General features: G+C 62.9%; 24 protein-coding genes. 19 read left to right on the forward strand and 5 right to left on the reverse strand.

What is annotated here, in order from left to right; all coding sequences use genetic code 11:
- Positions 1-23: 23 nt before the first annotated feature.
- The 12 genes from QQK18_RS25050 to QQK18_RS25105 all read left to right on the forward strand — a co-directional run bounded on the left by QQK18_RS25050 (position 24) and on the right by QQK18_RS25105 (position 10235).
- Positions 24-497 carry an FtsB family cell division protein gene (locus QQK18_RS25050; protein ID WP_284343120.1) on the forward strand — a complete coding sequence of 158 codons (474 nt, stop codon included), beginning with the start codon at positions 24-26 and terminating at the stop codon, positions 495-497.
- Positions 498-613: 116 nt separating this feature from the next.
- A complete protein-coding gene (pdhA, locus tag QQK18_RS25055; RefSeq protein WP_284343121.1) occupies positions 614-1633 on the forward strand; it encodes a pyruvate dehydrogenase (acetyl-transferring) E1 component subunit alpha in 1020 nt (339 codons plus the stop codon).
- A gap of 83 nt (positions 1634-1716) precedes the next feature.
- Positions 1717-3105, forward strand: coding sequence for a pyruvate dehydrogenase complex E1 component subunit beta (locus QQK18_RS25060; protein ID WP_284343122.1), 1389 nt, complete (start codon positions 1717-1719; stop codon positions 3103-3105).
- Between the two features lie 12 nt (positions 3106-3117).
- The gene (locus QQK18_RS25065; protein ID WP_284343123.1) at positions 3118-4497 is read left to right on the forward strand and encodes a pyruvate dehydrogenase complex dihydrolipoamide acetyltransferase; all 1380 of its coding nucleotides are present in this window, start codon (positions 3118-3120) and stop codon (positions 4495-4497) included.
- Positions 4498-4507: 10 nt separating this feature from the next.
- The gene (locus QQK18_RS25070; RefSeq protein ID WP_284343124.1) at positions 4508-5155 is read left to right on the forward strand and encodes an SGNH/GDSL hydrolase family protein; all 648 of its coding nucleotides are present in this window, start codon (positions 4508-4510) and stop codon (positions 5153-5155) included.
- 135 nt (positions 5156-5290) lie between these two features.
- Positions 5291-6730 (forward strand): dihydrolipoyl dehydrogenase, encoded by a 1440-nt coding sequence (lpdA, locus tag QQK18_RS25075; RefSeq protein ID WP_284343125.1) that lies wholly within the window; start codon positions 5291-5293, stop codon positions 6728-6730.
- Positions 6731-6799: 69 nt separating this feature from the next.
- Positions 6800-7840 carry a Gfo/Idh/MocA family protein gene (locus QQK18_RS25080; RefSeq protein ID WP_284343126.1) on the forward strand — a complete coding sequence of 347 codons (1041 nt, stop codon included), beginning with the start codon at positions 6800-6802 and terminating at the stop codon, positions 7838-7840.
- The gene (locus QQK18_RS25085; RefSeq protein WP_284343127.1) at positions 7837-8094 is read left to right on the forward strand and encodes a GlsB/YeaQ/YmgE family stress response membrane protein; all 258 of its coding nucleotides are present in this window, start codon (positions 7837-7839) and stop codon (positions 8092-8094) included. Before QQK18_RS25080 ends, QQK18_RS25085 begins: the two co-directional genes overlap by 4 nt.
- A 67-nt stretch (positions 8095-8161) precedes the next feature.
- On the forward strand, positions 8162-8461 hold the full coding sequence (locus QQK18_RS25090) for a GlsB/YeaQ/YmgE family stress response membrane protein (protein WP_284343128.1): 300 nt from the start codon (positions 8162-8164) through the stop codon (positions 8459-8461).
- A gap of 12 nt (positions 8462-8473) precedes the next feature.
- Positions 8474-9427, forward strand: coding sequence for a lipoyl synthase (gene lipA / locus QQK18_RS25095; protein ID WP_284343129.1), 954 nt, complete (start codon positions 8474-8476; stop codon positions 9425-9427).
- A complete protein-coding gene (locus QQK18_RS25100) occupies positions 9427-9867 on the forward strand; it encodes a type II toxin-antitoxin system RatA family toxin (RefSeq protein WP_284343130.1) in 441 nt (146 codons plus the stop codon). The genes lipA and QQK18_RS25100 overlap by 1 nt, the downstream gene beginning before the upstream one ends.
- Before the next feature lie 2 nt (positions 9868-9869).
- Complete coding sequence (locus tag QQK18_RS25105; RefSeq protein ID WP_284343131.1) at positions 9870-10235, forward strand: VOC family protein; 366 nt, start codon at positions 9870-9872, stop codon at positions 10233-10235.
- Positions 10236-10261: 26 nt separating this feature from the next.
- Here QQK18_RS25105 and QQK18_RS25110 read toward each other — a convergent pair whose 3' ends face one another.
- Both QQK18_RS25110 and QQK18_RS25115 read right to left on the reverse strand, forming a co-directional pair.
- The gene (locus tag QQK18_RS25110; protein ID WP_284343132.1) at positions 10262-10768 is read right to left on the reverse strand and encodes a CinA family protein; all 507 of its coding nucleotides are present in this window, start codon (positions 10766-10768) and stop codon (positions 10262-10264) included.
- A 1-nt stretch (position 10769) separates the two neighbouring features.
- Positions 10770-11963: a bifunctional 2-C-methyl-D-erythritol 4-phosphate cytidylyltransferase/2-C-methyl-D-erythritol 2,4-cyclodiphosphate synthase gene (locus QQK18_RS25115; RefSeq protein ID WP_284343133.1), complete on the reverse strand. Its 1194-nt coding sequence runs from the start codon at positions 11961-11963 to the stop codon at positions 10770-10772.
- Between the two features lie 181 nt (positions 11964-12144).
- Between QQK18_RS25115 and dusB the strand changes: the two genes are divergently transcribed.
- The 7 genes from dusB (at position 12145) to hflX (ending at position 21441) form a co-directional block, all read left to right on the forward strand.
- Positions 12145-13125 (forward strand): tRNA dihydrouridine synthase DusB, encoded by a 981-nt coding sequence (gene dusB / locus QQK18_RS25120; RefSeq protein WP_379995336.1) that lies wholly within the window; start codon positions 12145-12147, stop codon positions 13123-13125.
- The gene (locus QQK18_RS25125) at positions 13122-14243 is read left to right on the forward strand and encodes a two-component system sensor histidine kinase NtrB (protein ID WP_284343135.1); all 1122 of its coding nucleotides are present in this window, start codon (positions 13122-13124) and stop codon (positions 14241-14243) included. The genes dusB and QQK18_RS25125 overlap by 4 nt, the downstream gene beginning before the upstream one ends.
- A complete protein-coding gene (gene ntrC / locus QQK18_RS25130; protein WP_284343136.1) occupies positions 14240-15688 on the forward strand; it encodes a nitrogen regulation protein NR(I) in 1449 nt (482 codons plus the stop codon). Before QQK18_RS25125 ends, ntrC begins: the two co-directional genes overlap by 4 nt.
- A 225-nt stretch (positions 15689-15913) precedes the next feature.
- A complete protein-coding gene (locus tag QQK18_RS25135; RefSeq protein WP_284343137.1) occupies positions 15914-18250 on the forward strand; it encodes a sensor histidine kinase NtrY-like in 2337 nt (778 codons plus the stop codon).
- On the forward strand, positions 18250-19635 hold the full coding sequence (gene ntrX / locus QQK18_RS25140) for a nitrogen assimilation response regulator NtrX (protein WP_284343138.1): 1386 nt from the start codon (positions 18250-18252) through the stop codon (positions 19633-19635). Before QQK18_RS25135 ends, ntrX begins: the two co-directional genes overlap by 1 nt.
- A 181-nt stretch (positions 19636-19816) precedes the next feature.
- Positions 19817-20068, forward strand: coding sequence for an RNA chaperone Hfq (hfq, locus tag QQK18_RS25145; RefSeq protein ID WP_284343139.1), 252 nt, complete (start codon positions 19817-19819; stop codon positions 20066-20068).
- Between the two features lie 8 nt (positions 20069-20076).
- Positions 20077-21441 carry a GTPase HflX gene (gene hflX, locus QQK18_RS25150; protein ID WP_284343140.1) on the forward strand — a complete coding sequence of 455 codons (1365 nt, stop codon included), beginning with the start codon at positions 20077-20079 and terminating at the stop codon, positions 21439-21441.
- 3 nt (positions 21442-21444) lie between these two features.
- Here the strand turns inward: hflX and mazG are convergent, their stop codons facing one another.
- The 3 genes from mazG to ltnD form a co-directional block, all read right to left on the reverse strand.
- Positions 21445-22257: a nucleoside triphosphate pyrophosphohydrolase gene (gene mazG / locus QQK18_RS25155; protein ID WP_284343141.1), complete on the reverse strand. Its 813-nt coding sequence runs from the start codon at positions 22255-22257 to the stop codon at positions 21445-21447.
- A 179-nt stretch (positions 22258-22436) separates the two neighbouring features.
- Complete coding sequence (locus QQK18_RS25160) at positions 22437-22769, reverse strand: NIPSNAP family protein (protein ID WP_284343142.1); 333 nt, start codon at positions 22767-22769, stop codon at positions 22437-22439.
- Positions 22770-23305: 536 nt separating this feature from the next.
- Positions 23306-24196 (reverse strand): L-threonate dehydrogenase, encoded by an 891-nt coding sequence (gene ltnD, locus QQK18_RS25165; RefSeq protein ID WP_284343143.1) that lies wholly within the window; start codon positions 24194-24196, stop codon positions 23306-23308.
- Positions 24197-24226: the final 30 nt, after the last annotated feature.

Raw genomic sequence — 24226 nt, forward strand, 5'->3', positions numbered from 1 at the left:
AGCGAGCCATGACGGGGCGGGTGATGAGCGCCGCCGCTCTCAACGCGCTATTAATGGCTTGCGCACTAGATTGTCGCGTCGATTCACGGTCCATCGTTATGCCCACCCGCCTCAAACGACCTCCATTCTGGCGCCACCTCGCGGTGACGGCAGCATTGTTCGGGTTTCTCGGCTATCTCGGCTATTCGGCGCTCAACGGACAGTTTGGCATCGAGAGCCGCGAGGACCTGCTGGCGGACATCACCTTGCTCGAGGCGCGTTCGAACGCCCTGCAGGCGCAGATCGAATCTTATCGGCACCGGGCATCGCTTTTTGATGCCCGCAAGCTCGATCCCGATATCCTCGATGAACGCGCTCGCGAGCTGCTCAACATGGCCAATGCCAACGACGTCATCGTCATGGTGGATCGCGAAAACGGTGAACCGAGTTCCAGTTCACTTTTGGCATTGCCTGAAAACCAGTTAACCTCAATTATCACTGCTACTTCAGGCATCTAGTCTGAAATTCTGTCAAAAACGCCCCATTGTCGCGGGGGCGTCGCTTGCGCTACCCTGACGATCTGTGCCCAACTCGGGCGAGCGGCAATCTCACTTTCTCATGCGGAGCGTGACTCATGGCGCGTAAGGCGGTGGCCACCAAGGCCAAGGCGCAATCCAATGTTCCAGAACTGACCAAGGAGCAGGAGCTCGAAGCCTATCGCGACATGCTGCTGGTCCGGCGCTTCGAAGAGAAGGCGGGCCAGATGTACGGCATGGGTCTGATCGGAGGCTTCTGTCATCTCTATATCGGCCAGGAAGCGGTGGTGACAGGCGTCACCATGGCCAGCCGCAAGGGCGAAGACGCGCAGATTACCGGCTACCGCGACCACGGGCACATGCTGGTCATGGGCCTCGACCCGAAAGGGGTGATGGCCGAGCTCACCGGACGCCGGGGCGGCCTTTCCAAGGGAAAAGGCGGCTCGATGCACATGTTCTCGAACGAGCACCGCTTCTATGGCGGCAATGGGATTGTCGGGGCGCAGGTATCGCTTGGCACTGGCCTCGCGTTCGCTGCCAGATACCGGGGCGAGGATACCGTCAGCATCACCTATTTCGGCGACGGCGCTGCCAACCAGGGCCAGGTCTACGAAAGCTTCAATATGGCGAGGCTCTGGAGGCTGCCGGTCGTGTTCATCGTCGAGAACAACAAGTACGCCATGGGGACTTCCGTCGAGCGCTCGGCGGCGACGACGGATCTCTCGCAGCGCGGGCTATCTTTCGACATCCCTGGCGAGCAGGTCGACGGCATGGACGTGCGGATGACCTATGACGCGGCTCGACGGGCCATTGAACATGCGCGCTCGGGGCAGGGACCTTATATCCTCGAAATGCTTACCTACCGCTACCGCGGTCACTCCATGTCCGACCCGGCCAAGTACCGCACCAAGGAAGAGGTCAGCCAGTACCGCCAGGAACGCGACCCGATCGAGCACAGCAAGGCGCGCATCCTCGAAAAGAAGTACGCCAGCGAAGAGGATCTCAAGACGATCGAGACCGAGGTGCGGGCCATCGTCACCGAGGCGGCTGACTTTGCCACCAACGATCCCGAGCCCGATGCCTCGGAACTGTGGACGGACATCACCATTCCTGCGTGAGCCACGTCACGAAACTGAAATTGTGAGCGCGGAGCATGCCGGCGCTCTTTTTTGACGATTTTTAGCGTCTCTGGAGACTGCTGATGCCCAACATCCTCATGCCTGCCCTTTCCCCGACCATGGAGGAGGGCAAGCTCTCCAAATGGCTGGTCAAGGAAGGCGATACCGTCAATCCCGGCGACGTGCTGGCCGAGATCGAGACCGACAAGGCGACGATGGAAGTCGAGTCGGTCGACAGCGGCATCGTCAAACAGTTGCTGGTGGCCGAGGGCACGGACGCGGTGAAGGTCAATACGCCGATAGCTCTTGTGCTGGCCGAAGGCGAGGATGCTCCGCCTCAGAGCCCAGCCGAAACGGCGCCTGAGCCGGCCGAAGCGCCGGCCGTGCCGGCCGAGAAGGCCGCCGAAGCGGAACCGAGTGCCGCGGCGGTGCCTCCTGCGCCAAAGTTCGCCGCCGCCGCCGACCCCGACCTGCCCGAGGGCGTCGAGATGGTCGAGATGACGGTTCGCCAGGCTCTCAATGAGGCCATGGCCGAGGAGATGCGCCGAGACAAGGACGTCTTCGTCATGGGCGAAGAGGTGGCCGAGTACCAAGGCGCCTACAAGATCACACAAGGACTGCTGCAGGAGTTTGGCCCGCAGCGTGTCATCGACACGCCCATCACAGAACACGGCTTTGCCGGCCTTGGGGTCGGTGCGGCTTTTGCCGGACTCAAGCCCATCGTCGAGTTCATGACCTGGAACTTCGCCATGCAGGCGATCGACCAGATCATCAATTCGGCGGCCAAGCAGCTCTATATGTCAGGCGGCCAGGTGACGGCGCCGCTCGTCTTCCGCGGCCCCAACGGCGCCGCCGCGCGCGTTGCCGCCCAGCATAGCCAGGACTATTCGGCCTGGTACAGCCATATCCCAGGCCTGACTGTCATCGCGCCCTATAGCGCCGCCGACGCCAAGGGCCTCCTCAAGGCGGCAATCCGCTCGCCCAATCCGGTGGTATTCCTCGAAAACGAGATCCTCTACGGCTCGACCGGCGAAGTGCCAAAGGTCGACGACTACGTGCTGCCGATCGGCAAGGCGCGTGTGGCGCGCAAGGGCAACGATGTGACCCTCGTGTCCTTCTCCATGGGCATGCGCTATGCAACGCAGGCAACCGAGAAGCTGGTCGCCGCTGGCGTCGACGTCGAGCTCATCGACCTGCGGACTTTGAGGCCCATGGACATCGATACGGTGATCGAATCGGTCAAGAAGACCGGCCGGTGCGTGACCGTGGAGGAAGGCTGGCCGCAAGGCGGCATCGGTGCCGAGATCGCCGCCAAGCTGATGGAGCACGCTTTCGACTATCTCGATGCGCCGGTGACGAGGGTCACCGGCAAGGACGTGCCCATGCCCTATGCCGCCAACCTCGAAAAACTGGCGTTGCCGAACGTCGATGAAGTGATCGCGGCGGTCAACGCCGTGACGTACCGGTCGTAAGGGAGGCCCGCTATGCCGATCGATATCACCATGCCGGCGCTCTCCCCGACGATGGAGGAGGGCAAGCTTGCCAAGTGGCACGTCAAGGAAGGCGACAGCGTCTCCTCAGGCGACGTGATCGCCGAGATCGAGACCGACAAGGCGACGATGGAGGTCGAGGCGGTCGACGAGGGCAAGATCGGCAAGATCATGGTCGCCGAGGGCGCCGAAGGCGTGAAGGTCAACGCCGTCATCGCCGTGCTGCTGCAGGAGGGCGAGAGCGAGGCGGACATTTCTGCCAGGCCCGAACCGGCACCGGCGCCCGCCAAAGAAGAGCCGAAAGCCGACGCCGGCGCGGTGACGCGGGAGAACGCCGCGACCGAGGCCAGCCCGACGCCGGCCGCGCAGGTCGCACGCAAGGAGCCGGAGGTCGGCGCCACGCCGGCCAATGGTTCAGCGCCGGCTCCCACGACGCGCGAGGGTGGGCGCGTTTTTGCCTCGCCGCTTGCCAAGCGTCTGGCACGCGAGGCGGGGATCGATATCGCAGCCGTCGCCGGTTCCGGGCCGAAGGGCAGGGTGATCAAGGCCGATGTCGAGAAGGCCAAGTCCGGCGCGGCGCCAGCGAAGGCTCCTGCCGCTGCGCCCGCTCCCGCGGGCGCGATGCCCGGCGGCATGACCAAGCAGCAGGTGTTGGCACTCTATGAGGAGGGCACCTACGAGCTGGTGCCCAATGACGGCATGCGCCGGGTCGTGGCCGCACGCCTGACGGAGAGCAAGCAGACCGTCCCGCATTTCTATCTGACGCTCGACTGCAAGATCGATGCGCTGATGGAAGCACGCGAGCAGATCAATGCGTCCGCGCCCAAGTCCAAGGACGGCAAGCCCGAATACAAGCTCTCGGTCAACGATTTCATCATGAAGGCGTGGGCGGTGGCCCTGCAGCGCGTGCCGGCGGCCAATGCCACGTGGGCAGGGGATTCGATCCTTTATCACAAGCGTTCTGACGTCGCGGTCGCCGTGGCGGTTCCGGGCGGACTGTTCACGCCGGTGGTCAAATCCTGCGATACCAAGACGCTGCGGGAGATATCTGAAGAGGTCAAAGACCTGGCCAGCCGCGCTCGCGGCAAGAAGCTTGCGCCGCACGAGTACCAGGGCGGCGCGACCGCGGTCTCCAACCTCGGCATGTACGGCATCAAGCACTTCGGAGCCGTCATCAACCCGCCCCACGGCACGATCCTGGCGGTCGGGGCTGGCGAGGAACGGGTCTATGCCGAGAAGGGGCAGATCAAGACGGGGCAGTTCATGACCGTCACCCTTTCCTGCGACCACCGCTCGGTCGACGGAGCGCTCGGGGCCGAGGTGCTCGGAGTGTTCAAGGGGTTGATCGAAAATCCCGTGATGATGCTGGCTTAGGGGCTGGGCAATGAAAACCATTCTCGCCTATGGCGACAGCCTGACGTATGGGGCGAGCCCGATCAAGAACGGGCCGCGCCACGACTATGAGGATCGCTGGCCGAGCGTTCTCGAGGCAGGCCTCGGCGGCAAGGCGCGGGTGATCCCGGAGGGGCTCGGTGGGCGTACGACGGCGTTCGACGACCATCTGGCCAATGCCGACCGGAACGGCGCGCGCATCCTGCCCACGCTCCTTGCCAGCCACTCGCCGCTCGATCTCGTCATCATCATGCTCGGCACCAATGACCTCAAACCCTCCATCCATGGTCGCGCGCAGACGGCCTCTCACGGCGTTCGCCGGCTGATGCAGGTCGTGCGCGGGCACTTCGTCGAGCCGGGCCAGACGGTGCCGCAGATGCTGATCGTCGCGCCGCCGCTGATCGGCGAAACAGACAATATCGATATGCTCATGCACTTCGGCGGCGAGGGGGCCATCGCTCAGTCACGCGAGTTCGCCCGTCACTACAAGATGCGCGCAGAGGAATACGGCGTTGCTTTCTTCGACGCCTCCACGGTCGCCGTGCCCGACCCGGCCGATGGCGTGCATCTCGATCCGGCAAATACGCGTGCGATCGGCGAGGGGCTCGTCCCCCTCGTCAAATCCCTGCTCGGCCTCTGAGCAACGACTAGAGCTTTCCCGTTCCGATCAGATCGAAACGGGGCCTCTAAATTGTTGAGTTGTCGCGTTTTCGAACCGCAAAAGTGGTCACCACTTTTGCTGAAAACGCTCTAGAACAAGACTGGAGAAGCGCCCATGGCTGACCAATACGATCTCATTGTCATCGGCGCGGGTCCCGGCGGGTATGTTGCCGCCATCCGCGGCGCACAACTGGGCATGAAGGTTGCCATCGTCGAGCGCGAGCACATGGCCGGCATCTGCTCGAACTGGGGGTGCATTCCGACCAAGGCCCTGCTGCGCTCTGCCGAGATCTACGGGCATATGGCCCATGCCAAGGACTATGGGCTTTCGGCCGACAAATTCGGGTTCGATATCCCCGGCATCGTCAAGCGTTCGCGCGCCATCGCCGCCCAGATGAACAACGGCGTGCAGTTCCTGATGAAGAAGAACAAAGTCGACATCATCTGGGGCGAGGCCGAGATCACGAAGCCCGGCGAGATCAAGGTCGCGCCCACCAAGAAGAAGATCGTCGAGCCGCAGGGGCCGGTGCCCAAAAACGCGCTCGGCGAAGGCACCTATAAGGCGAAGAATATCATCATCGCAACCGGCGCACGTCCGCGTCTACTGCCTGGCATCGAGCCGGACGGCGACAAGATCTGGACCTATTTCGAAGCGATGAAACCGGAAAAGATGCCAAAGTCCGTGGTCGTCATGGGTTCGGGCGCCATCGGGGTCGAGTTCGCCTCGTTCTACCGGTCGCTCGGGGCAGAGGTGACGGTCATCGAGCTGTTGCCGCAGATCATGCCTGTTGAGGACGCCGAGATCGCTGCTCTTGCCCGCAAGCGTTTCGAGAAGCGCGGCATCCGCATCCTCACCGACGCCAAGGTGACCAAGGTCGACAAGACCAAGGAGAGCGTCACCGCTCATGTCGAGTTGAAGGACGGCAAGACCGAGACGATCTCGGGCGAGAAACTGATCTCTGCGGTGGGCGTTCAGTGCAACGTCGAGGGGCTTGGGCTTGAAAAGGTCGGCGTCAAGATCGAGCGCGGGGCCATCGTCATCGATGAGCATGGCAAGACCAATGTCGAGGGAATCTGGGCCATCGGCGACGTCGCCGGTCCGCCGATGCTTGCCCACAAGGCCGAGCACGAGGCTGTCGTCACTGTGGAGACCATCGCAGGCTTGAAGGTGCACGGGCTTGAAAAGACCAAGGTACCGGGGTGCACCTATTGCGAGCCGCAGGTGGCGAGCGTGGGGCTGACCGAAACCAAGGCCAAGGAAACCGGCCGCGAGATCAAGGTCGGCCGTTTCCCGTTCGTCGGCAATGGCAAGGCCATTGCGCTCGGCGAGCCGGACGGACTGGTCAAGACGATCTTCGATGCCAAGACCGGCGAGCTTCTCGGCGCCCATATGGTCGGGGCCGAGGTGACCGAGTTGATCCAGGGGTTTGTCGTTGCCATGAACCTCGAGACCACCGAGGAAGAACTCATCCACACTATCTTCCCGCATCCGACGCTGTCGGAGACGATGAAGGAGAGTGTTCTGGACGCCTATGGACGGGCGTTGAACATCTGATCAGGAATAGCCGTGGAGGAGGGGCTTCACGCGACGACGCAGCGATTGAACGGAAAAGGGCATATCCTCATGGTCAAAGCGATACAGGTCGGGCTCGGTAGTTGGGGCTTTGATTGGAGCAAAGAGGTCATTCCCAACGTGCCGTCCATCGAGGTGGTCGCCTATGCGGACGCCAGCCCGGCGGCGACCGAGCGTGTGCAGTCCGAGCTCAAGGTCGATCCGCAGATGTGCTTTGCCAGCCTCAGCGAGGCGGCAAAGGCAGTGGAGGCAGATCTCGTGATCGCCACGCTGCGCACCGAGGCGCACTATCCCGTGGTCAAGGAAGCGCTGCAGCTGGGCTTCAACGTCATCGTCGAAAAACCCTTTGCCTCGACCATGGCACAGGCCAAGGAACTGGTAGCGCTGGCCGAAGCGCAGAGCCGGGTGCTGATGGTGAGCCAGAACTACCGCTTCCAGCAGGCTCCCATAGCGGTCGCCGAGTTCATGGCTGCGCGCAAGCTCGGACCGATCAACCAGGTCTCCATCGACTTCCGCCGCCATGCGCCGACACAGGGCTACCGTTATTGGGACATGCCCGATCCGCTGCTGGCCGACATGTCGATCCACCATTTCGACCTGATGCGCATGGTGCTCAACGTCGAGCCCGTGCGGGTCGCGTGCCGAACGTGGAACCCGGAGGGCAGCCCGTTCGCGCATCACCCGACAGGTGCCGCTCTTATCGAATTCGACACAGGTATCGTCGTCAGCTACCGGGCATCATGGGTATCGACCGGCAGGCCCACTGCCTGGTCGGGCGAATGGACGATCGACTGCTCGGAGGGTGAGATCTGGTGGACTTCGCGTGACCATTTCATGGGCAAGGCCAAACCCGATGTCGTCGAGCTGCGTCCTCTCGATGGAAAGCCAGAAAACGTCAAGCTCCCCGCGCTCGACTATGCAGACCGTCTGGGAACGCTCGCCACCGTCGCCAAGGTGATCGAGACGGGATCGTTGCCGCCACGCTTCAGCTCGGGCAAGGATAACCTCGTGAGCCTGGCGCTCGTCCAGGCGACCATCGCCTCGGCCAATCGCGCAGGCGAGTGGGTAGACATCGCGGAGGTGATGGAATGAGTGTCGGCGTTACGGAACTGCTGATCTTTCTGGGCATAGGACTTGTCGCGGGCTGGATCGCCGGTCTGCTACTGGGAGGTGGCGGGCTCATCCGCAGCCTGATTGTTGGTGTGATCGGAGCGTTCGTCGGTGGCTGGCTGCTGTCGGTGCTCGGCGTCAGTCTGCCGATCGGCAATGTGCTCCTCAGCCAGATCATTACGGCCACGATCGGGGCGATCGTCGTGTTGGCGGTCGCTCGCATAATCGCAGGCTAGGCGCGCGGCTTGAAGCCGGGGGGAACCGGGACGATATGTCGACCATCGGCGTTCCAGAGGCTGGATCATGAGCTTGCCGCAGCGCAATGAAACCGGAGGGGGATTTATCGTGGGCAACGACAACTTGCGGGCCATTCTCGTTTTTCTCGGCATCGGCCTCGTCGCCGGTTTCCTTGCAAGTCTGGTCGTCGGCGGTGGCGGGCTCCTCACCTATCTCGTCAGCGGCGTCATCGGCTCGTTCGTCGGGGGGTATCTGTTCTCGGCGCTCAACATCAACCTCGGCATCAAGAACGATCTGGTGCGCCAGATCATCACCTCGACCGTGGGCGCCATCATTGTCGTCATCATCGCAAGGCTGATCGCCTAAGGCAGGTATTCCTTGGTTACACTGATCGACACCCGCGCGGACCGGCCGCGCCACCCGGAAAAGATCCACCGCGACGACAGTCCGGTACTGCGCAAGCCGGACTGGATCCGGGTCAAGGCACCTGGGTCTCCCGTCTACAAGGAGACCCAGAAGATCGTGCGCGAGAACAATCTCGTCACGGTCTGCGAAGAGGCCAGTTGCCCCAATATCGGGGAGTGCTGGTCCAAGAAGCACGCGACCTTCATGATCATGGGCGAGATCTGCACGCGCGCCTGCGCCTTCTGCAATGTGCGTACCGGTCTGCCCGGACCGCTCGATCCCAACGAGCCGGAGAACGTCGCCACGGCGGTCGAAAAGCTCGGGCTCGAGCATGTGGTCATCACCTCGGTCGATCGCGACGATCTGGCCGACGGGGGCGCCCAGCACTTCGCCGATGTCATCCGGGCGATCCGGGCCCGGAATCCGAAAACCACGATCGAGATCCTCACTCCCGATTTCCTGCGCAAGGACGGGGCGCTCGAAATCGTGGTCGCGGCCAAACCGGATGTCTTCAACCACAACCTTGAGACGGTGCCCTCGAAATACCTGAAGGTACGGCCGGGCGCGCGCTACTTCCACTCCATCCGGCTGCTGCAGCGGGTCAAGGAAATCGATCCCACCATCTTCACCAAGTCGGGAATCATGGTGGGGCTGGGCGAGGAACGCAATGAAGTGCTCCAGCTCATGGACGACCTCAGGAGTGCCGAAGTCGACTTCATGACCATTGGCCAATACCTGGCGCCGAGCCGCAAGCACCATCCGGTGATGGAATTCGTCACGCCCGAGCAGTTCAAGTCCTATGCGACGGTCGCCCAGGCCAAAGGCTTCCTCCTGGTCTCATCGAGCCCGCTGACCCGTTCCTCGCATCATGCCGGCGAGGACTTCGCGGCGCTCCGCGCTGCGCGTCTCGCCAAACTCGGGATGTGATGAAGCGCTTCTTCGAACATCACGTACCGCATTTGCCGGATCGCATGTTCGCGTTGGTGGCGGACCTCGAATCCTACCCGCGCTTTATTCCGAACTGCCGGGCGATGTCGGTCACGGTCGACAGCAGCGCGCCGGACGACGTACGCTATGCCAAGATGACGCTGAGCTTCGGGCCGGTCACCCAATCCTACACAAGCCGGGTCGCGCTCGACCGTGAGACGCGCACGATCCGGGCCAAGGCGACGGATGGGCCCTTCGCCTATCTCGACAGCGTCTGGAGCTTTGAGCCGGAAGGGATGGGCACGCGCATCCGCTTCGAGATCGACTTCAAGATCTCCAACCCGCTGTTAGCGGCTGTCGCCGAGCCGGCGTTCGCCGCCAAGCAGGAGGAAATCCTCGACGCTTTCGAGGAGGAGGCGGACCGGCGCTATGGAGTCTGAGGATGTTTCAGAGGCTGGACTGCGTGTGCCTGCACACCAATGATCTCGAGAAGTCCCTGGCCTTCTATACCGAGATGGGATTGCGCGAGGCCTGGCGCCTGGAGCGGACCACGGATGAGGGCATCCCCTGGACGTTGGTCGGGCTTGATTTTCCTGATAACACTAGTTCACAACTGACGCTCAGCACCCACCCGGAGCGCAAAGTCATCGACGTCGAGATCCGGGTCGAAGATGTGCCGACCGCCTATCGCGCATTGCGCGCCAACTCGCAGATCGAGTGGCTCGCCGAGCCGTTTCCCATCGAGGAAGGACATGTGGCCGTCATGACTGCGCCAGACGGGAATGTGCTGGTACTGATCGGCGGTTAGAGCGCGATGCGAAATCGGATCGCGCTCTAACGAGAACCGACGCCGTTCTCGACCACGTCCAGCACCAGCTTCAGCGCCTCTGCGACCGCCGCCTTGCGGATCGCCTCGCGCCCGAGATCGCCGAACCGCCTTTCGATGACCTTGGTGCCTTCGTTCGACGAGACCGCAAGGTAGACAAGACCAACCGGCTTCTTTTCGCTGCCCCCGTCCGGACCGGCGATACCCGTGACGGCGAGGGCATAATCGGTATGGGCAGTGTTGCGCGCGCCGTCGGCCATGGCGCGCGCCACCTGGTTCGAAACGGCGCCATAGTCGCGGATCAGCCGGGCGGGAACCCGGATCATGCGCGTCTTAGCTGCGTTGTCGTAGGTTACATAGCCGCCATAAAAGACGGCGGACGAGCCCGGCACGTCGGTCAGGGCGCCGGCGACCAGCCCGCCGGTGCAGCTTTCGGCGGTGGCGATAGTCGCCTTGGCTTGGGTCAGAAGCTCGATGACCCGCTTGGCCGGGTCGGGCAGGGGCTTGGCCGCCATGTCACTCTTGCCTCGGCAATTCGATGGATGCGCTGGCCATAGCCGTTATGCCCTCCTCCCGGCCGGTGAAGCCCAGCCTTTCGCTTGTCGTTGCCTTGACCGCCACACGGGTCTCCCCCAACCCGCAGACGGCTGCTATCGCCCGCCGCATGGCAGGTACGTGTGCTCCGATCCTGGGCGCCTCGCACACGATTGTCACGTCAAGATTGACGATACGGCCGCCACGGGCAGCGACGAGGCCGGCGGCATGCTCGAGAAAGATTCGCGACGGCGCCCCCTTCCACTGCGGGTCGCTCGGTGGAAAGTGCTGGCCGATATCGCCTTCGCCGAGTGCGCCATAGATCGCATCGGTCAGGGCATGCAGCGCTACATCGGCATCCGAATGCCCTTTGAGCTTGCGGGTGTGGGGGATCTCGATGCCGCCCAGCCAGACCGCGTCGCCCGCCTCGAAAGCGTGCACGTCGAAGCCGGTACCCACACGCGTCTCCATGGCAAGATGGCCTCCAGTCAGAATGCGTTCGGCGCGATCGAAGTCTTCGGGCGCCGTGATCTTGATGTTGCGGGTGTTTCCGAGCGTCAGGACCACCTTGAGCCCGGCCCATTCGGCAATCATCGCGTCGTCGGTGAAATCGCGGGGCAGGGCAGCGGCGCGCATGTGGGCGGACAGAATCTGTGGATAACGAAAACCCTGCGGCGTCTGTGCGGAGAAAAGGGTGTTCCGGTCCTCGGTGGCGGTAACCGTGGTCCCGTCCGGCGACCGCTTGATGGTGTCGGTGACAGGCACGGCCGGCAAGGCGCCGTCGCTGGCCGCGAGAGCGGCCATGACGCCTTCGATGATGTCCCGCGTCACCAGAGGTCGGGCTGCGTCCTGGATCAGCACGTGGTCGGGCCGCTTGGCGCCGACAGCCTGGAGGCCGGCAAGGACCGAGGCCTGGCGGGTGGCGCCGCCAAGGATGGGCGGCATCAGCCGTGGATGGTCGAGGCCGAGCGCTGCATAGTGCCCCGCGTGGTCGGCATTGATGACGGGCACGACATGATCTATCGCCTCGCTGGCAAGAAATGCACGCACAGTGCGCGACAGGACCGCCTCGCCGAGCAAATGACGATATTGCTTTGGAAGGCTGCCATTTGCGGTTCCGGCCCGCTCGCCGCGACCCGCGGCAACGATGATCACGGCTGTGGTTTTTCGGGCCATAGGGTCTCGTGGTGGTCAAAGTGCTGTCACACAGCGCTGATCTATCGGTCTGCCTCACATGCGGCAAGGGCTCTGGAGGCGCGATAAGCCTGTTGCGTCCAGCGGTGTTTTGATTATTGTGCAGGCATTCCTTGCGTCTTGACCATTTCTGGGGCAGTTTGTGTCTGAGTTTGCCTGCGGCTTGAGCATCGGAGATCACCTTCTCCCAAATCGCGCCTTTCTTGCGCCCATGGCCGGAATCACCGACCGCGCCTTCCGAAAGATCGCGGAAAGGTTCGGCGCCGGGCTCGTCGTCTCGGAGATGATCGCCAGTGCGGCGCTGAGCACAGGACAGGACGAGATGGTGCGTAAGCTCGGCAAGGCCGGCAGCTTGCCGCATGTGGTGCAGCTGGCTGGGTGCGAGATGGAATGGATGGCGCGCGGGGCGCAGATCGCCCACGCGGCAGGCGCCGACATCATCGATATCAACCTCGGCTGTCCGGCCAAGCGCGTGACCAACGGCTATGCCGGCTCGGCGCTGATGCGTGTGCCGGATCTGGCCCTGCGCCTGATCGATGCCGTGGTTGCCGCGACGCCTTTGCCAGTCACGGTCAAGATGCGGCTCGGCTGGGACGACGGCAGCCTCAACGCCGCCGACATCGCGCGCCGGGCCGTCGACAGCGGTGTGCAGATGATCACCGTGCACGGACGAACTCGATCGCAGTTCTACAAGGGAGAAGCCCGCTGGCCGCTGGTGCGCGCGGTCGTCGAGGCCGTCAGCGTACCAGTCGTCGTCAACGGTGACATCGTCGACGCGACCTGCGCCCGCCAGGCCTTGGCGCAGTCTGGTGCCGCCGCGGTGATGATCGGACGCGGCGCCCAGGGGCGTCCCTGGTTGGTCGGGCAGATCGGCGCCGTGCTTATGAGCCGCGCCGCGCCGGCCGCTCCGGCCGGACGGGACCTCGCCGACCTGATCATCACGCACTATGAGGACATGCTCGGCGACTATGGGCGCGAACTCGGCGTGCGCGTCGCGCGCAAGCACCTCAACTGGTACCTGGAAGCCCAGGACCTGGTGCTCGGCAAGACCGATCGACGATCCTTGCTCGAAGGCGAAAGTCCCGAGGACGTCATCGCAATGATCGGGGAGGTGTTTTCCGGAGAATGGAAGGCGGCCGCATGAAAGTCAAAGTCGATCCACAGGCGTCCACCGCCGTCCTGCAGGCCTTGCCGCAGCCGATCATCGTGTGCAGCGAAGACGGCTCCATCACCTTCGTCAACTATGCCGCCGAGGCATTCTTCGGCGCCTCTCTCAGCGTGCTCGCCCGCCAGAAGCTCGAGGATCTTATCGCCTTCGGCTCGCCGATCATCAGCCTCGTCGAGACCGTGGCGCAGCGGCGCGCACCCATGACCGAGTATCGCGTGCGGGTCGGCTCCTCCCGGTTCGGCGACGAACGCATCGCCGATGTCTTTGCCAGCCCTCTCTCGGAGAGCGACGGGCGGGTCGCGCTTCTCATCCAGGAGCGCACCATGGCCGACAAGATCGATCGGCAGATGGTCTCACGCGGGGCGGCTCGGTCGGTCACGGGCCTTGCCTCCATGCTCGCCCACGAGATCAAGAACCCGCTTTCCGGGATTCGCGGCGCTGCGCAGCTCCTGGAACAAAGCGTTCCGCCTGAGGAAATTCCGCTCGCCCGGCTGATCCGCGAGGAAACCGACCGCATCGTCGACCTCATCGACCGGGTGGAGGTGTTCGGTGACGAACGGCCGCTGGAACGCGAGCCGATCAACATCCATGTGGTGCTCGACCGGGTCAAACTCCTTGCCAAGAACGGGGTCGCCCGCGGCATCACCTTTTCGGAGGAATACGACCCGTCACTGCCGCCGGTCTACGGCAATCGCGATCAGCTCATCCAGATCTTCCTCAATCTCGTCAAGAACGCTTCGGAGGCCCTTGAGCGGACACAGAAACCCGAGATCAAGTTCTCGACCGCATTCCGCCCCGGCATCCGCATCAGCGTGACCGGGGTCTCCGAGCGCATCTCGCTGCCGCTCGAGATCATCATCGAAGACAACGGGCCGGGCGTACCTCCAGACATCCTGCCGTTCCTCTTCGACCCGTTCGTTACGACCAAGACCAACGGCTCGGGGCTCGGATTGGCCCTGGTGGCCAAGATCGTGGGCGATCATGGCGGCGTGATCGACTGCGACAGCCGACCGGGGCGGACACGGTTCCGCATCCTGCTGCCGGTCGCCAATCCCGCCTACATCGCGCCTTCCGAAGAGGTCATGGCCAAATGAATCACGTTGTCCTGCTGGCCGATGATGACGCGGCTATCCGCATGGTGCTCAACCAGGCGTTGACCCGAGCCGGCTACGAGGTGCGGCCGACCGGCAACATCTCGACCATGTGGAACTGGGTGAGCCGCGGAGAGGGCGACCTGCTGATCACGGACGTCGCCATGCCGGACGGCAATGCCTTCGAGGTGATGCCCAAGATCAAGAAGCTGCGGCCGGACCTGCCCATGATCGTCATGAGCGCGCAGAACACCTTCATGACGGCGATCCGCGCGTCCGAGGTCGGCGCTTACGAATATCTGCCCAAGCCCTTCGATATCACCGAGGTGCTCTCGGTGGTCGCGCGAGCGCTGGCGGATGCCAAGAAGCCGAGTGCGCGGGACCGCAAGATCGAGGAGCAGGGCGAGTCCATGCCGCTCGTTGGTCGTTCGGCGGCCATGCAGGACATCTACCGTGCCCTGGCACGGCTGATGCAGACGGACCTGACGGTGATGATCACCGGCGAAAGCGGCACGGGCAAGGAGCTCGTCGCCAAGGCGCTGCATAATTTCGGTAAGCGGCGCAACGGTCCCTTCGTTGCCATCAACATGGCGGCCATCCCGCGCGACCTCATCGAAGCCGAGCTCTTCGGTCACGAGAAGGGCGCCTTTACCGGCGCAACCGCCCGCTCTTCGGGCCGCTTCGAGCAGGCCGAGGGCGGCACGCTTTTCCTCGACGAGATCGGCGACATGCCGATGGATGCGCAGACGCGACTTTTGCGTGTCCTCCAGGAGGGTGAATACACGATGGTTGGCGGGCGCACCGCCATCAAGTCCAACGTGCGGATCGTGGCTGCAACGCATCGCGATCTCAGTCAGATGATCCGCCAGGGGCTCTTCCGCGAGGACCTCTATTATCGCCTTAACGTCGTGCCGATCCGTCTGCCGCCGCTGCGCGAGCGCGTCGACGACATCGGTGATCTCGTCCAGCACTTCCTGCAGGCCGGTCAACACGAGGGTGAGCCGCTGAAATCCATCGCGCCGGAGGCGATCCGGCTGATGCAGAACTATTCCTGGCCAGGCAATGTGCGCGAGTTGGAGAACCTCGTGCGGCGCCTGTCGGCGCTCTATGCCGACGAGGTGATCTCGGCCGAGATCGTCCAGAACGAGCTCAACATCACCGACCGGCAGCCGGCGTCGGCCATGACCGGGCCGGTCGATGTGTCGGTGGCGGTGGAAACGCATGTCGGGCAATTGCTGCGCGAATACGAACCGAACCTGCCGCCGCCAGGCCTCTATCAGCGTGTTATCGACAAGGTCGAGGCGCCTTTGATCGCCATGGCGCTCAACGCCTGCAGCGGCAATCAGATCAAGGCGGCCGATCTCCTCGGCCTCAACCGCAACACCCTGCGCAAGAAGATCCGCGTGCACAGCATCGAGATCGTCAAGCAGTCCCGGCGGAACGGGTAGATACGCAGGACGTTCTGGTCATGGTTCCGCCATCGAAGGTCTGGATAACCTTTGCCTCTGACATGAGTCAGCGGATATCCGGCGCTGGAATACTCTCGTGGGACCGCACTTCCCGTTTCACCGGACTGTAACATTTCGGCAACAATTGACTTGAAGGGCCGCCCGAATTCGGTCAGGCTGCGTCTCGCTTATGGCGGGAGAGGAAAAGCCGTGCGGCTTTATTGAATGGACGAGACGGCAGCTACCGGCAAGCAACCATCCGACACCCAGACCAGCACGGCAGCCGTGCCGCGGACGCCGCTGTTCACCGTGCAACGCAACCGGCCCCTGCGCATACTCGGTTTTGCAGTGGTGCTGGCTTCGGTCGTGATGTCGTCGGTGTCGTTCCTCATCCTTTCGGGTGCAACGGAGATCGAGCCGTCGCCGGAGGTGTGGACGGCGATCTGGGTGGTCACGGGCATCCTGGTGCTGTTGATGATCGCGCTGGTGGTCACCGAGGCGGCTCTCCTCATCCAGGCCCGCATGCAAGGGCACGCCGGGGCCGGCCTGCAGGTGCGCATGGTGGCCATGTTCGCGCTTGTGGCCGCTATCCCGGCCGCGCTCGTTGCGGTCGTTGCCACTATCGCGCTGAATCAAGGGTTGGATCAGTGGTTCTCGGAGCGCACCCGGGCGATGGTCGAAAGCTCGCGGCTGGTCGCGCGCTCCTATATGCTCGAGCACGCTCAGGTGCTGCGCGACGATATCATCTGGATGGCGAGCGAGCTCGAGCAGGCGCACGGCACCTTCGACAGCGACAAGAACAAATACCAGAGCATCCTGACGGCGCTGGCGGTGACGCGTTCTTTGCCTATCGCCTCGCTCATCGACGCGGACGGAGATACGCTCATGAGAGCGCAGATCAACGTGCAGAACGACCAACCGCGCCTTCCTGAAGGCATCACCGAGGGTGTGGTCGAGGGGCGGCCCACGGCCATTGCACCCGGCTCGACTAATTTCGTCGGTTCGGTGGTCAAGCTGCGTGGCTACGAGGACATGTTCCTCTTCGTTGCCCGCCGGGTGGATCCGGAAGTGCTCGAATACATGCGGTTGACCGATGAGAACATCACCGAATACCGCGAGTATGCCTCCAATCGCCTAGTGTTCCAGATCACCTTCACCATCATGTATGTCGGCCTTGCCGTCGTTCTGCTGCTGGCGGCGCTGTGGATCGGCATAGCGCTCGCCAATCGCTTCGTCGATCCTATCCGCTATCTCATGGTTGCCTCGAACCGGGTCAGCCAGGGTGATCTCGAGGTGCGCGTACCCGCGCGGGAGGGGCGAGGGGACCTGCGCGACCTCATTGACCGGTTCAACCGTATGATCGAGCAACTGCGCAGCCAGCGCGAGGCGCTGGTCAGCGCCAGCCAGATGAATGAGAAGCGACGCCAGTTCACCGAAGCGGTGGTGGAGGGGGTGTCAGCCGGTATCATCGGTCTCGACCCCTATGGCGCCGCTACCCTCGTCAATGCTCGTGCCTGCGAGATGCTGGGTAAATCGGAAATGGCGCTGATGGGCGCTCCGATCGACAAGGTGGTACCTGAACTCTCCACGATCCTCGAGCGGGCCCGGTCTGCCCGGCGCGGTCAGGTGCGCGACCAGATCCATCTCGGCAGCGAACAGGACCGCCGGACCTACCAGGTGCAGCTCACGCGAGAAGGTTCGCTTACTGAATCAAAGGGTTACGTCCTAACGTTCGATGATGTCACTGACCTCGAATCGGCCCAACGCACCAGCGCGTGGGCGGACGTGGCGCGGCGTATCGCCCACGAGATCAAAAACCCGCTCACCCCCATCCAGTTGTCGGCTGAGCGCCTGCGGCGGCGCTACGGCAACCGGCTGGACGATGACCGGGACGTGTTCGACAAATGCATCAACACCATCGTGCGCCAGGTGGGCGACATCGGCCGGATGGTCGACGAGTTCTCCGCCTTTGCCCGCATGCCGGAGGCTGCACCGGAAGTCGCCGACCTTTCCGATACTGTGCGGCAGGCCGTGTTCCTTGAGAGCGTCCGCCTTCCCGAAATCAACATTTCGACGGACCTGCCGGAGGAGCCAATTCGAGCCTATTTCGATAACCGCCTCATTGCTCAATGCATGACGAATTTGATTAAAAATTCCGTAGAAGCTTTTGAATCTATTGGAATAAGTACCATGAGAGATCCGAGGATCGTCGTCCAGGCGGTCGTCGAGGGGCAATTCGCGCGCGTCACCGTATCCGACAACGGCAAGGGCTGGCCAAAGGAGAACCGGTTGAGATTGCTCGAGCCTTACATGACCACTCGGGAGAAAGGGACGGGTCTCGGCCTTGCAATTGTCACAAAGATTGTCGAGCAGCACGGCGGCCAAGTCGAATTGCTCGATTCCGAACCCGATGAGGACGGCCGCATCGGGGCATCCTTTGCGTTCACATTACCATTGCAATCCCCCGTCAAGACATCGCCTGGCGCAGATGCCGGCAACAGTCAGTCCAGCCAGCCGGGCTTACAGGAGGAGCCGCTGATGCAGGCGGCGGTTCATAAATAATGGCACTCGACATTCTTATAATCGACGATGAAGACGACATCCGGGAGCTCATCGCGGGCATTCTAGAGGACGAGGGTTACGAGGCCCGGCAGGCGCACGATGCCGACAGCGGCCTCAACGAGATCGCCCGCCGCCGGCCGAGCCTGGTCTTCCTCGACATCTGGTTGCAGGGATCGCGGCTCGATGGCCTGCAGCTCCTCGACATCTTCCAGGCGCAGCACCCGGAGATGCCCGTGGTGATGATCTCGGGCCACGGCAACGTCGAGACCGCCGTTTCCGCCATCAAGCGCGGGGCCTACGACTATATCGAGAAGCCGTTCAAGGTCGACCGGCTGCTGCACATCACGCAGCGTGCCGTCGAGGCCACGCGCCTTCGCAACGAGGTTGCGGAGCTCAAGGAGCGTACCGCCAGCAAGGCGGCCGAGCTCGTGGGCAACTCGCCGACGCTGCACCACGTGCGAAGCATCATCGAGAAATCCGCACCCACCAACTCGCGCATCTTCATTGCGGGACCTTCGGGTGCCGGCAAGGGGATGGTGGCGCGGCTCATCCACCAGAAGAGCCCGCGCGCTCAAGCGCCGTTCATCGAGATCAACGCTTCGCTCTATGCGCCCGACGAGGTGGCCGCTGCATTGTTCGGCCGCGAATCACGCGAGAAGACCGGCATGCTGCGTACCGAGGTCGGCGCTCTCGAACGTGCTCATGGCGGCACGCTCTACCTGTCCGAAGTCACATCTTTGCCCCCGTCGGTGCAGCAGGCGCTGCTGCGCACGCTCGTCGAGAACCGCTTCAACAGGGTCGGAGGTCAGGGTGCGGTGCCGATCGACGTGCGCATCATCTCTGCCAGTTCCCAGAATGTGAGCGCGTTGATCGAGAGCGGGGATTTTCGGTCGGACCTCTTCCATCGGCTCTCGATCGTTCCCGTGCAGTTGACGCCGCTGCGCGAGCGTCGCGAGGATGTGCCGCCACTCGTCAACATCTTCATCGATCAGGTCTGCCGCATGCACAACCTGCAGCGCATGACGATCGGCGATGATGCGATCGCCGTGCTGCAGGCTCAGGACTGGCCCGGAAACGCCCGACAGCTGCGCAACTCCATCGAGCGGCTGCTGATCCTGATGAAGGACCAGGCACCGATCGACGGCATGATCACGGCGGTCATGCTCCCGTCCGACATCGGCGAGGTGCTGCCGACGGTAGGGGACACCGATGCTTCCGCGCATTTGATGAGCCTGCCACTGCGCGAGGCGCGGGAGGTATTCGAGCGGCAGTACCTGCTCGCGCAGATCGAGCGCTTCGGGGGCAATATCTCCAAGACGGCCGAGTTCGTCGGCATGGAACGCAGCGCGCTGCACCGCAAGATCAAGTCTCTGGGCCTTACGTGACCCAAGCAGGCAGGTGAGGTCTGCTCGTGGCGCGGGTAGGCATCCAATATTAAACGTGCCATACTTGAGACTACGGGATCAGCACGTCCCGTCGGCATGGAGCAGGGCGGCAGCATCCGTGTACGTTCGGTGCAACCAAGCAACGAGAACAGCGACAACAAATGCCGCATAAGAGGCCTGAATGCCCGGCGAAAAACAACAAAACCTGCAGGATGCGTTTCTCAATCATGTCCGCAAGCAGAAAGTTCCGGTAACGATTTTCCTGGTGAACGGAGTGAAATTGCAGGGGGTTATCACCTGGTTCGACAATTTCTGTCTGTTGCTGCGTCGTGATGCGCAATCACAACTCGTCTACAAACACGCCATCTCTACGATCATGCCTGGCGCGCCGATCCAGCTCTTCGACCCCGAACACGCCAACGACGGTACCTGACCGGCTGAATGGGTGATTTTTCAGACGATGCCGGCCGGCCTGCCGGCCCGCAGGCGTTCATCGATCGCCGGGAACAGCCCGTGCGCGCAGGACTTGTTTGTCCGGACGTGCGCGGGAGCGCGCTGCAGCGCGGCGCGGAGGCGCGCCTGGCCGAGTTCGAGGGTCTTGCCGAAGCGATAAGGCTCGAAGTCGTCTTTGCGGAGATCCTGCGGGTGCGGGAGGTGCGGCCGGCAACGTTCATGGGCGGTGGACAGGTGGCGGCGCTTGCCGAGCGGGTCAAAGCAGAAGACATCGAGTTGTTGCTCTTCGATACGGCCCTCAGTCCCATCCAACAGCGCAACCTGGAGCGGGAAACAGGCGCCAAGGTGCTCGACCGCACCGCGCTGATCCTCGAGATCTTCGGCGAACGGGCAGCGACGCGCGAGGGCGTGCTGCAGGTCGAGCTGGCGCACCTCAACTACCAGAAGAGCCGTCTCGTCCGATCCTGGACCCATCTCGAGCGCCAGCGCGGCGGCTTCGGGTTCCTGGGCGGTCCAGGCGAAACGCAGATCGAAAGCGACCGCCGACTGCTTCAGGAACGGATCGCGTTCATCGAGGAGCGCCTCGCCAGGGTCAAGCGCACCCGGGCCGTGCAGCGGCGCCGGCGTGGGGACGTACCTTTCCCGGTTGTTGCTCTCGTTGGATATACGAATGCCGGAAAATCCAGTCTTTTCAACATATTGACCGGGGCAGGGGTCTTTGCCGAAAACCTGCTGTTTGCAACCCTCGACACTACGGTGCGCAAGATCGAGTTGCCGCATGGGCGTGAGGTGATGCTCAGCGATACGGTCGGCTTCGTCAGCGACTTGCCCACCGATCTGGTTGCCGCCTTCCGCGCGACGCTCGAGGAGGTGCTCGAGGCCGACGTGATCATCCACGTGCGGGACCTGGCAAACCCAGATCACGCCGCGCAAGCGGGCGACGTGCTGCAGGTTCTGGCCGATCTCGGTGTTTCGATCGAGACGACGCCAATCATCGAAGCATGGAACAAGATCGACCTCTTGAAGGAGGCTGGAGAAGGCTCGGAGTCAGCGCTTTTAACCACCAGTGCCGCCAGCAGGGTCAGCGCTGCCGTACCAGTATCGGCGAAAACCGGGGAGGGGCTGGAAGCGCTGCTGCTGGAGATCGAATCTGCGCTTGCCAGCCGCAGCGGCACGTACAGGGTCCATGTCCCGCACAGCGCCGGCGGTGACATCGGCTGGCTGCACAGCCATTCGGAAATCCTCACCCGATACCCGCCGGACGAGCGCGGTTCGGACTTCGTCGTCAGGGTGGAGCCCCGGCACCTGGCGGTGTTCCTCGAACGGTTCAATGGCCGCATCGAGCGCGTCTAGAGTTCACTTCGCTTTGTCGGCAGCACGAATTTCATTCCAGTAGCCGTCGAGGCGGGCAAGGCCGGCGTCGGCCGGCTCGACACCATCCTCCCGGCAGCGCTGCTCGACATAGGCGAAGCGGCGGGCGAATTTCCGGTTGGCGTCACGCAGGGCGGCTTCGGGATCGATACCATGATGGCGCGCAAGGTTGGAGACGGCGAACAGCAAGTCACCGATCTCGGCATGGAGAGCGGACGGATCGTCTATTTCGGCCGCGGCCTCGACCTCGGTGATCTCCTCGTGAACCTTGGCCGTCACGGAGGCCGCGTCCGGCCAATCGAAACCGACTGTGGCTGCGCGCTTTGCCAGCTTTTCTGCTCGGGCAAGGGCGGGCAGGCCGGCAGGGACGTCGTCCAGCAGGGAGGCAGGCCGCTCTCCCCGGCGTTCCGCCTTGCGGGCGCGTTCCTCGGCCTTGATGGCTTCCCAACGCATTTTGGCGGCTTCAGGATCACTGGCATCGAGATCGCCGAAGACGTGCGGATGCCGGCGGATCAGCTTTTCGGTGATGGCGTAGATGACGTCGCCGATCTCGAACAGGCCTTGCTCTGCCGCGATCTGGGCGTGGTAGACGGGCTGGAGGATCAGGTCGCCCAGTTCCTCGCGTAGATGGTCATAGTCGCCGCGCTCGATGGCGTCGGCGACTTCATAGGCTTCCTCGATGGTGTAGTGACGGATGCTCGAGAAATCCTGTTCGAGGTCCCAGGGGCAGCCCGACTGCGGGTCACGCAGGGCGGCCATGATCTCGATAAGGCGGGAAAGGTCACGCGACGGCTGCATGGATGTCTCGCCGGAAAAGAGTCGGGTGTCATCCTTTTAGCAATGGCGGCAGGCAGGCCACAACCGCGAGGCGGAGAAGAATGGGGCGCAGCAGCCGGTCCCGGTCTGGGAATTGGCAGTGCGACCCCAAAGGGGTGATCATTCTTGTTGGTTCGAGCCGGTTATTTTCGAGTCCGGAGTCACGCGAGAACCGGCGAATACTCCGTCGGCGAAAGATCGCGATCCTCGATCGCGCCAACCAGACGCCCGTGAGCAGCGCTTGTGGCCCGCTTGATCTCAGCCCATTCCCCATCGTTCATGAACGCACTCCACGCGGTCTCCTTGGCCGCGATGTTCGGCCAGCGCAGTAGATACACGAACTCGGTCCGCTCTGGCGTTTGGGCCTCCCACATCCCAACGAGGTCGAACCCGTGGCGCTTCATGATCCGGGCGGCATGATCTCTGAACCGGTCGTGGAAGAACTGTTTGTTGTGCTCGAATATTTCGTAGATTCGGATTTGGTGGATGGTCATCGAATTCTCCGGCATCTGCTCGGCAGGCGATCATGACCTAAGTGAGGGTGTAAGGCTCACACTTGGTCGTTTGTTGCTGGTCGAAGGAAGATCAGACACCTCCTGCCTGAGGAGCGGTGGCCTGGGCGCGGCGCTCCCCGGTGCGCTGCCTCATGACCGTGAGCGTCAGACAGGCTCCGCAGGTCCAGCAGGTGGTGCATGATGGGCCTTGGTGACCGCGTGGCACTTGTTTGCAGGCTGCAAAAATAAGGCACGGCGCGGAAAGGTTCAACAGCGGTGGTCGCCGTAAGACACGATCAGTTGCAGCCTCTGGGAATGGTCGACGCTACGCGACGACTTGAGCAAGACGTCTCGTTGCCAGAAGCGGGGCAGTGTGAAATTAGATACTCTCGCCAGTGCCCAATTGGATTGTGTAGGCACGCCGCGCGGGGACGTGCCACGCGCACGTCAGAGATTCGCATAATATATATTATGGAACTTTTTCAATTGCGCCAAACTGGCAGAAACTGGGATCGGATGTCGTCTACACCTACCGCTCAGGCCCCGCCAGGCAGCTTCAGTCCGACATTGCGCGCGTAGACCTTGGCCACGGCAGCGTCGTCTTCCCGGCCCAAGCCCATCCCTGAGGCAGCGACGAACTGCTGCAATGCCGCCGCCGCTATCGGCGCGGAAAACCGCGAAGCCCGCGCAACGTCCAACACGATGCCCAGATCCTTGGGCCAGATGTCGATTGCCGAGTGCGGCGCGTAATCGCCTTCAACGACGTGGGGCGCCCGGTTTTCCAGCATCCAGCTGGTTCCCGCGCATTTCGGAATCACCTTGAGGAAGGTTTCCGGGGCCACGCCCTGAGTCATCCCGAAAGTAATGGCTTCCGCCATCGCCGCGATATGCACGCCCGCCAGCATCTGGTTGACCGCTTTCATCGCCGATCCCGCGCCGGCGGTGTCGCCCAATTCGAACACCGTTTCGGCTATGGCGTCCAGGATCGGTCGCGCCGTCTCAAACGCCTCCGGGGTCCCGGAGGCCATGATCGACAGCTGGCCTTCAGCTGCTTTGACCGAGCCTCCGGAAATCGGGGCGTCGAGATAATGGACGCCATAGCCGGCGCAGCGAGCGGCCATGTCCCGCGCAAAGTCAGGCGCCACGGTCACGCAGCAGATGACTACCGCCCCCTTGGGCAACTTTGGCACGATCGCGTCCGCGCCGAAGAGGACCTCTTGGGTCTGTGCTGCATTCAGCACCACCACCAGCACTGCATCGAGGGTTGGTGCCGAAACCGAGATGCTGTCCGTGGTTGCGCCGGCGGCCTGAAGGCGCTCGACGGCATTCGGATTGATGTCTGCGCCGCAGACTTCATGCCCCGCGCGCAAAAGCGACGAAGCGATGCCATAACCCATAGACCCCAGTCCAAAGACACCAGCTTTCATAGCATGTTCCGTTTCGTTCTTTCGGCAGCC

The sequence above is a fragment of the Devosia nitrariae genome (assembly GCF_030160115.1).
Taxonomy (GTDB): domain Bacteria; phylum Pseudomonadota; class Alphaproteobacteria; order Rhizobiales; family Devosiaceae; genus Devosia; species Devosia nitrariae.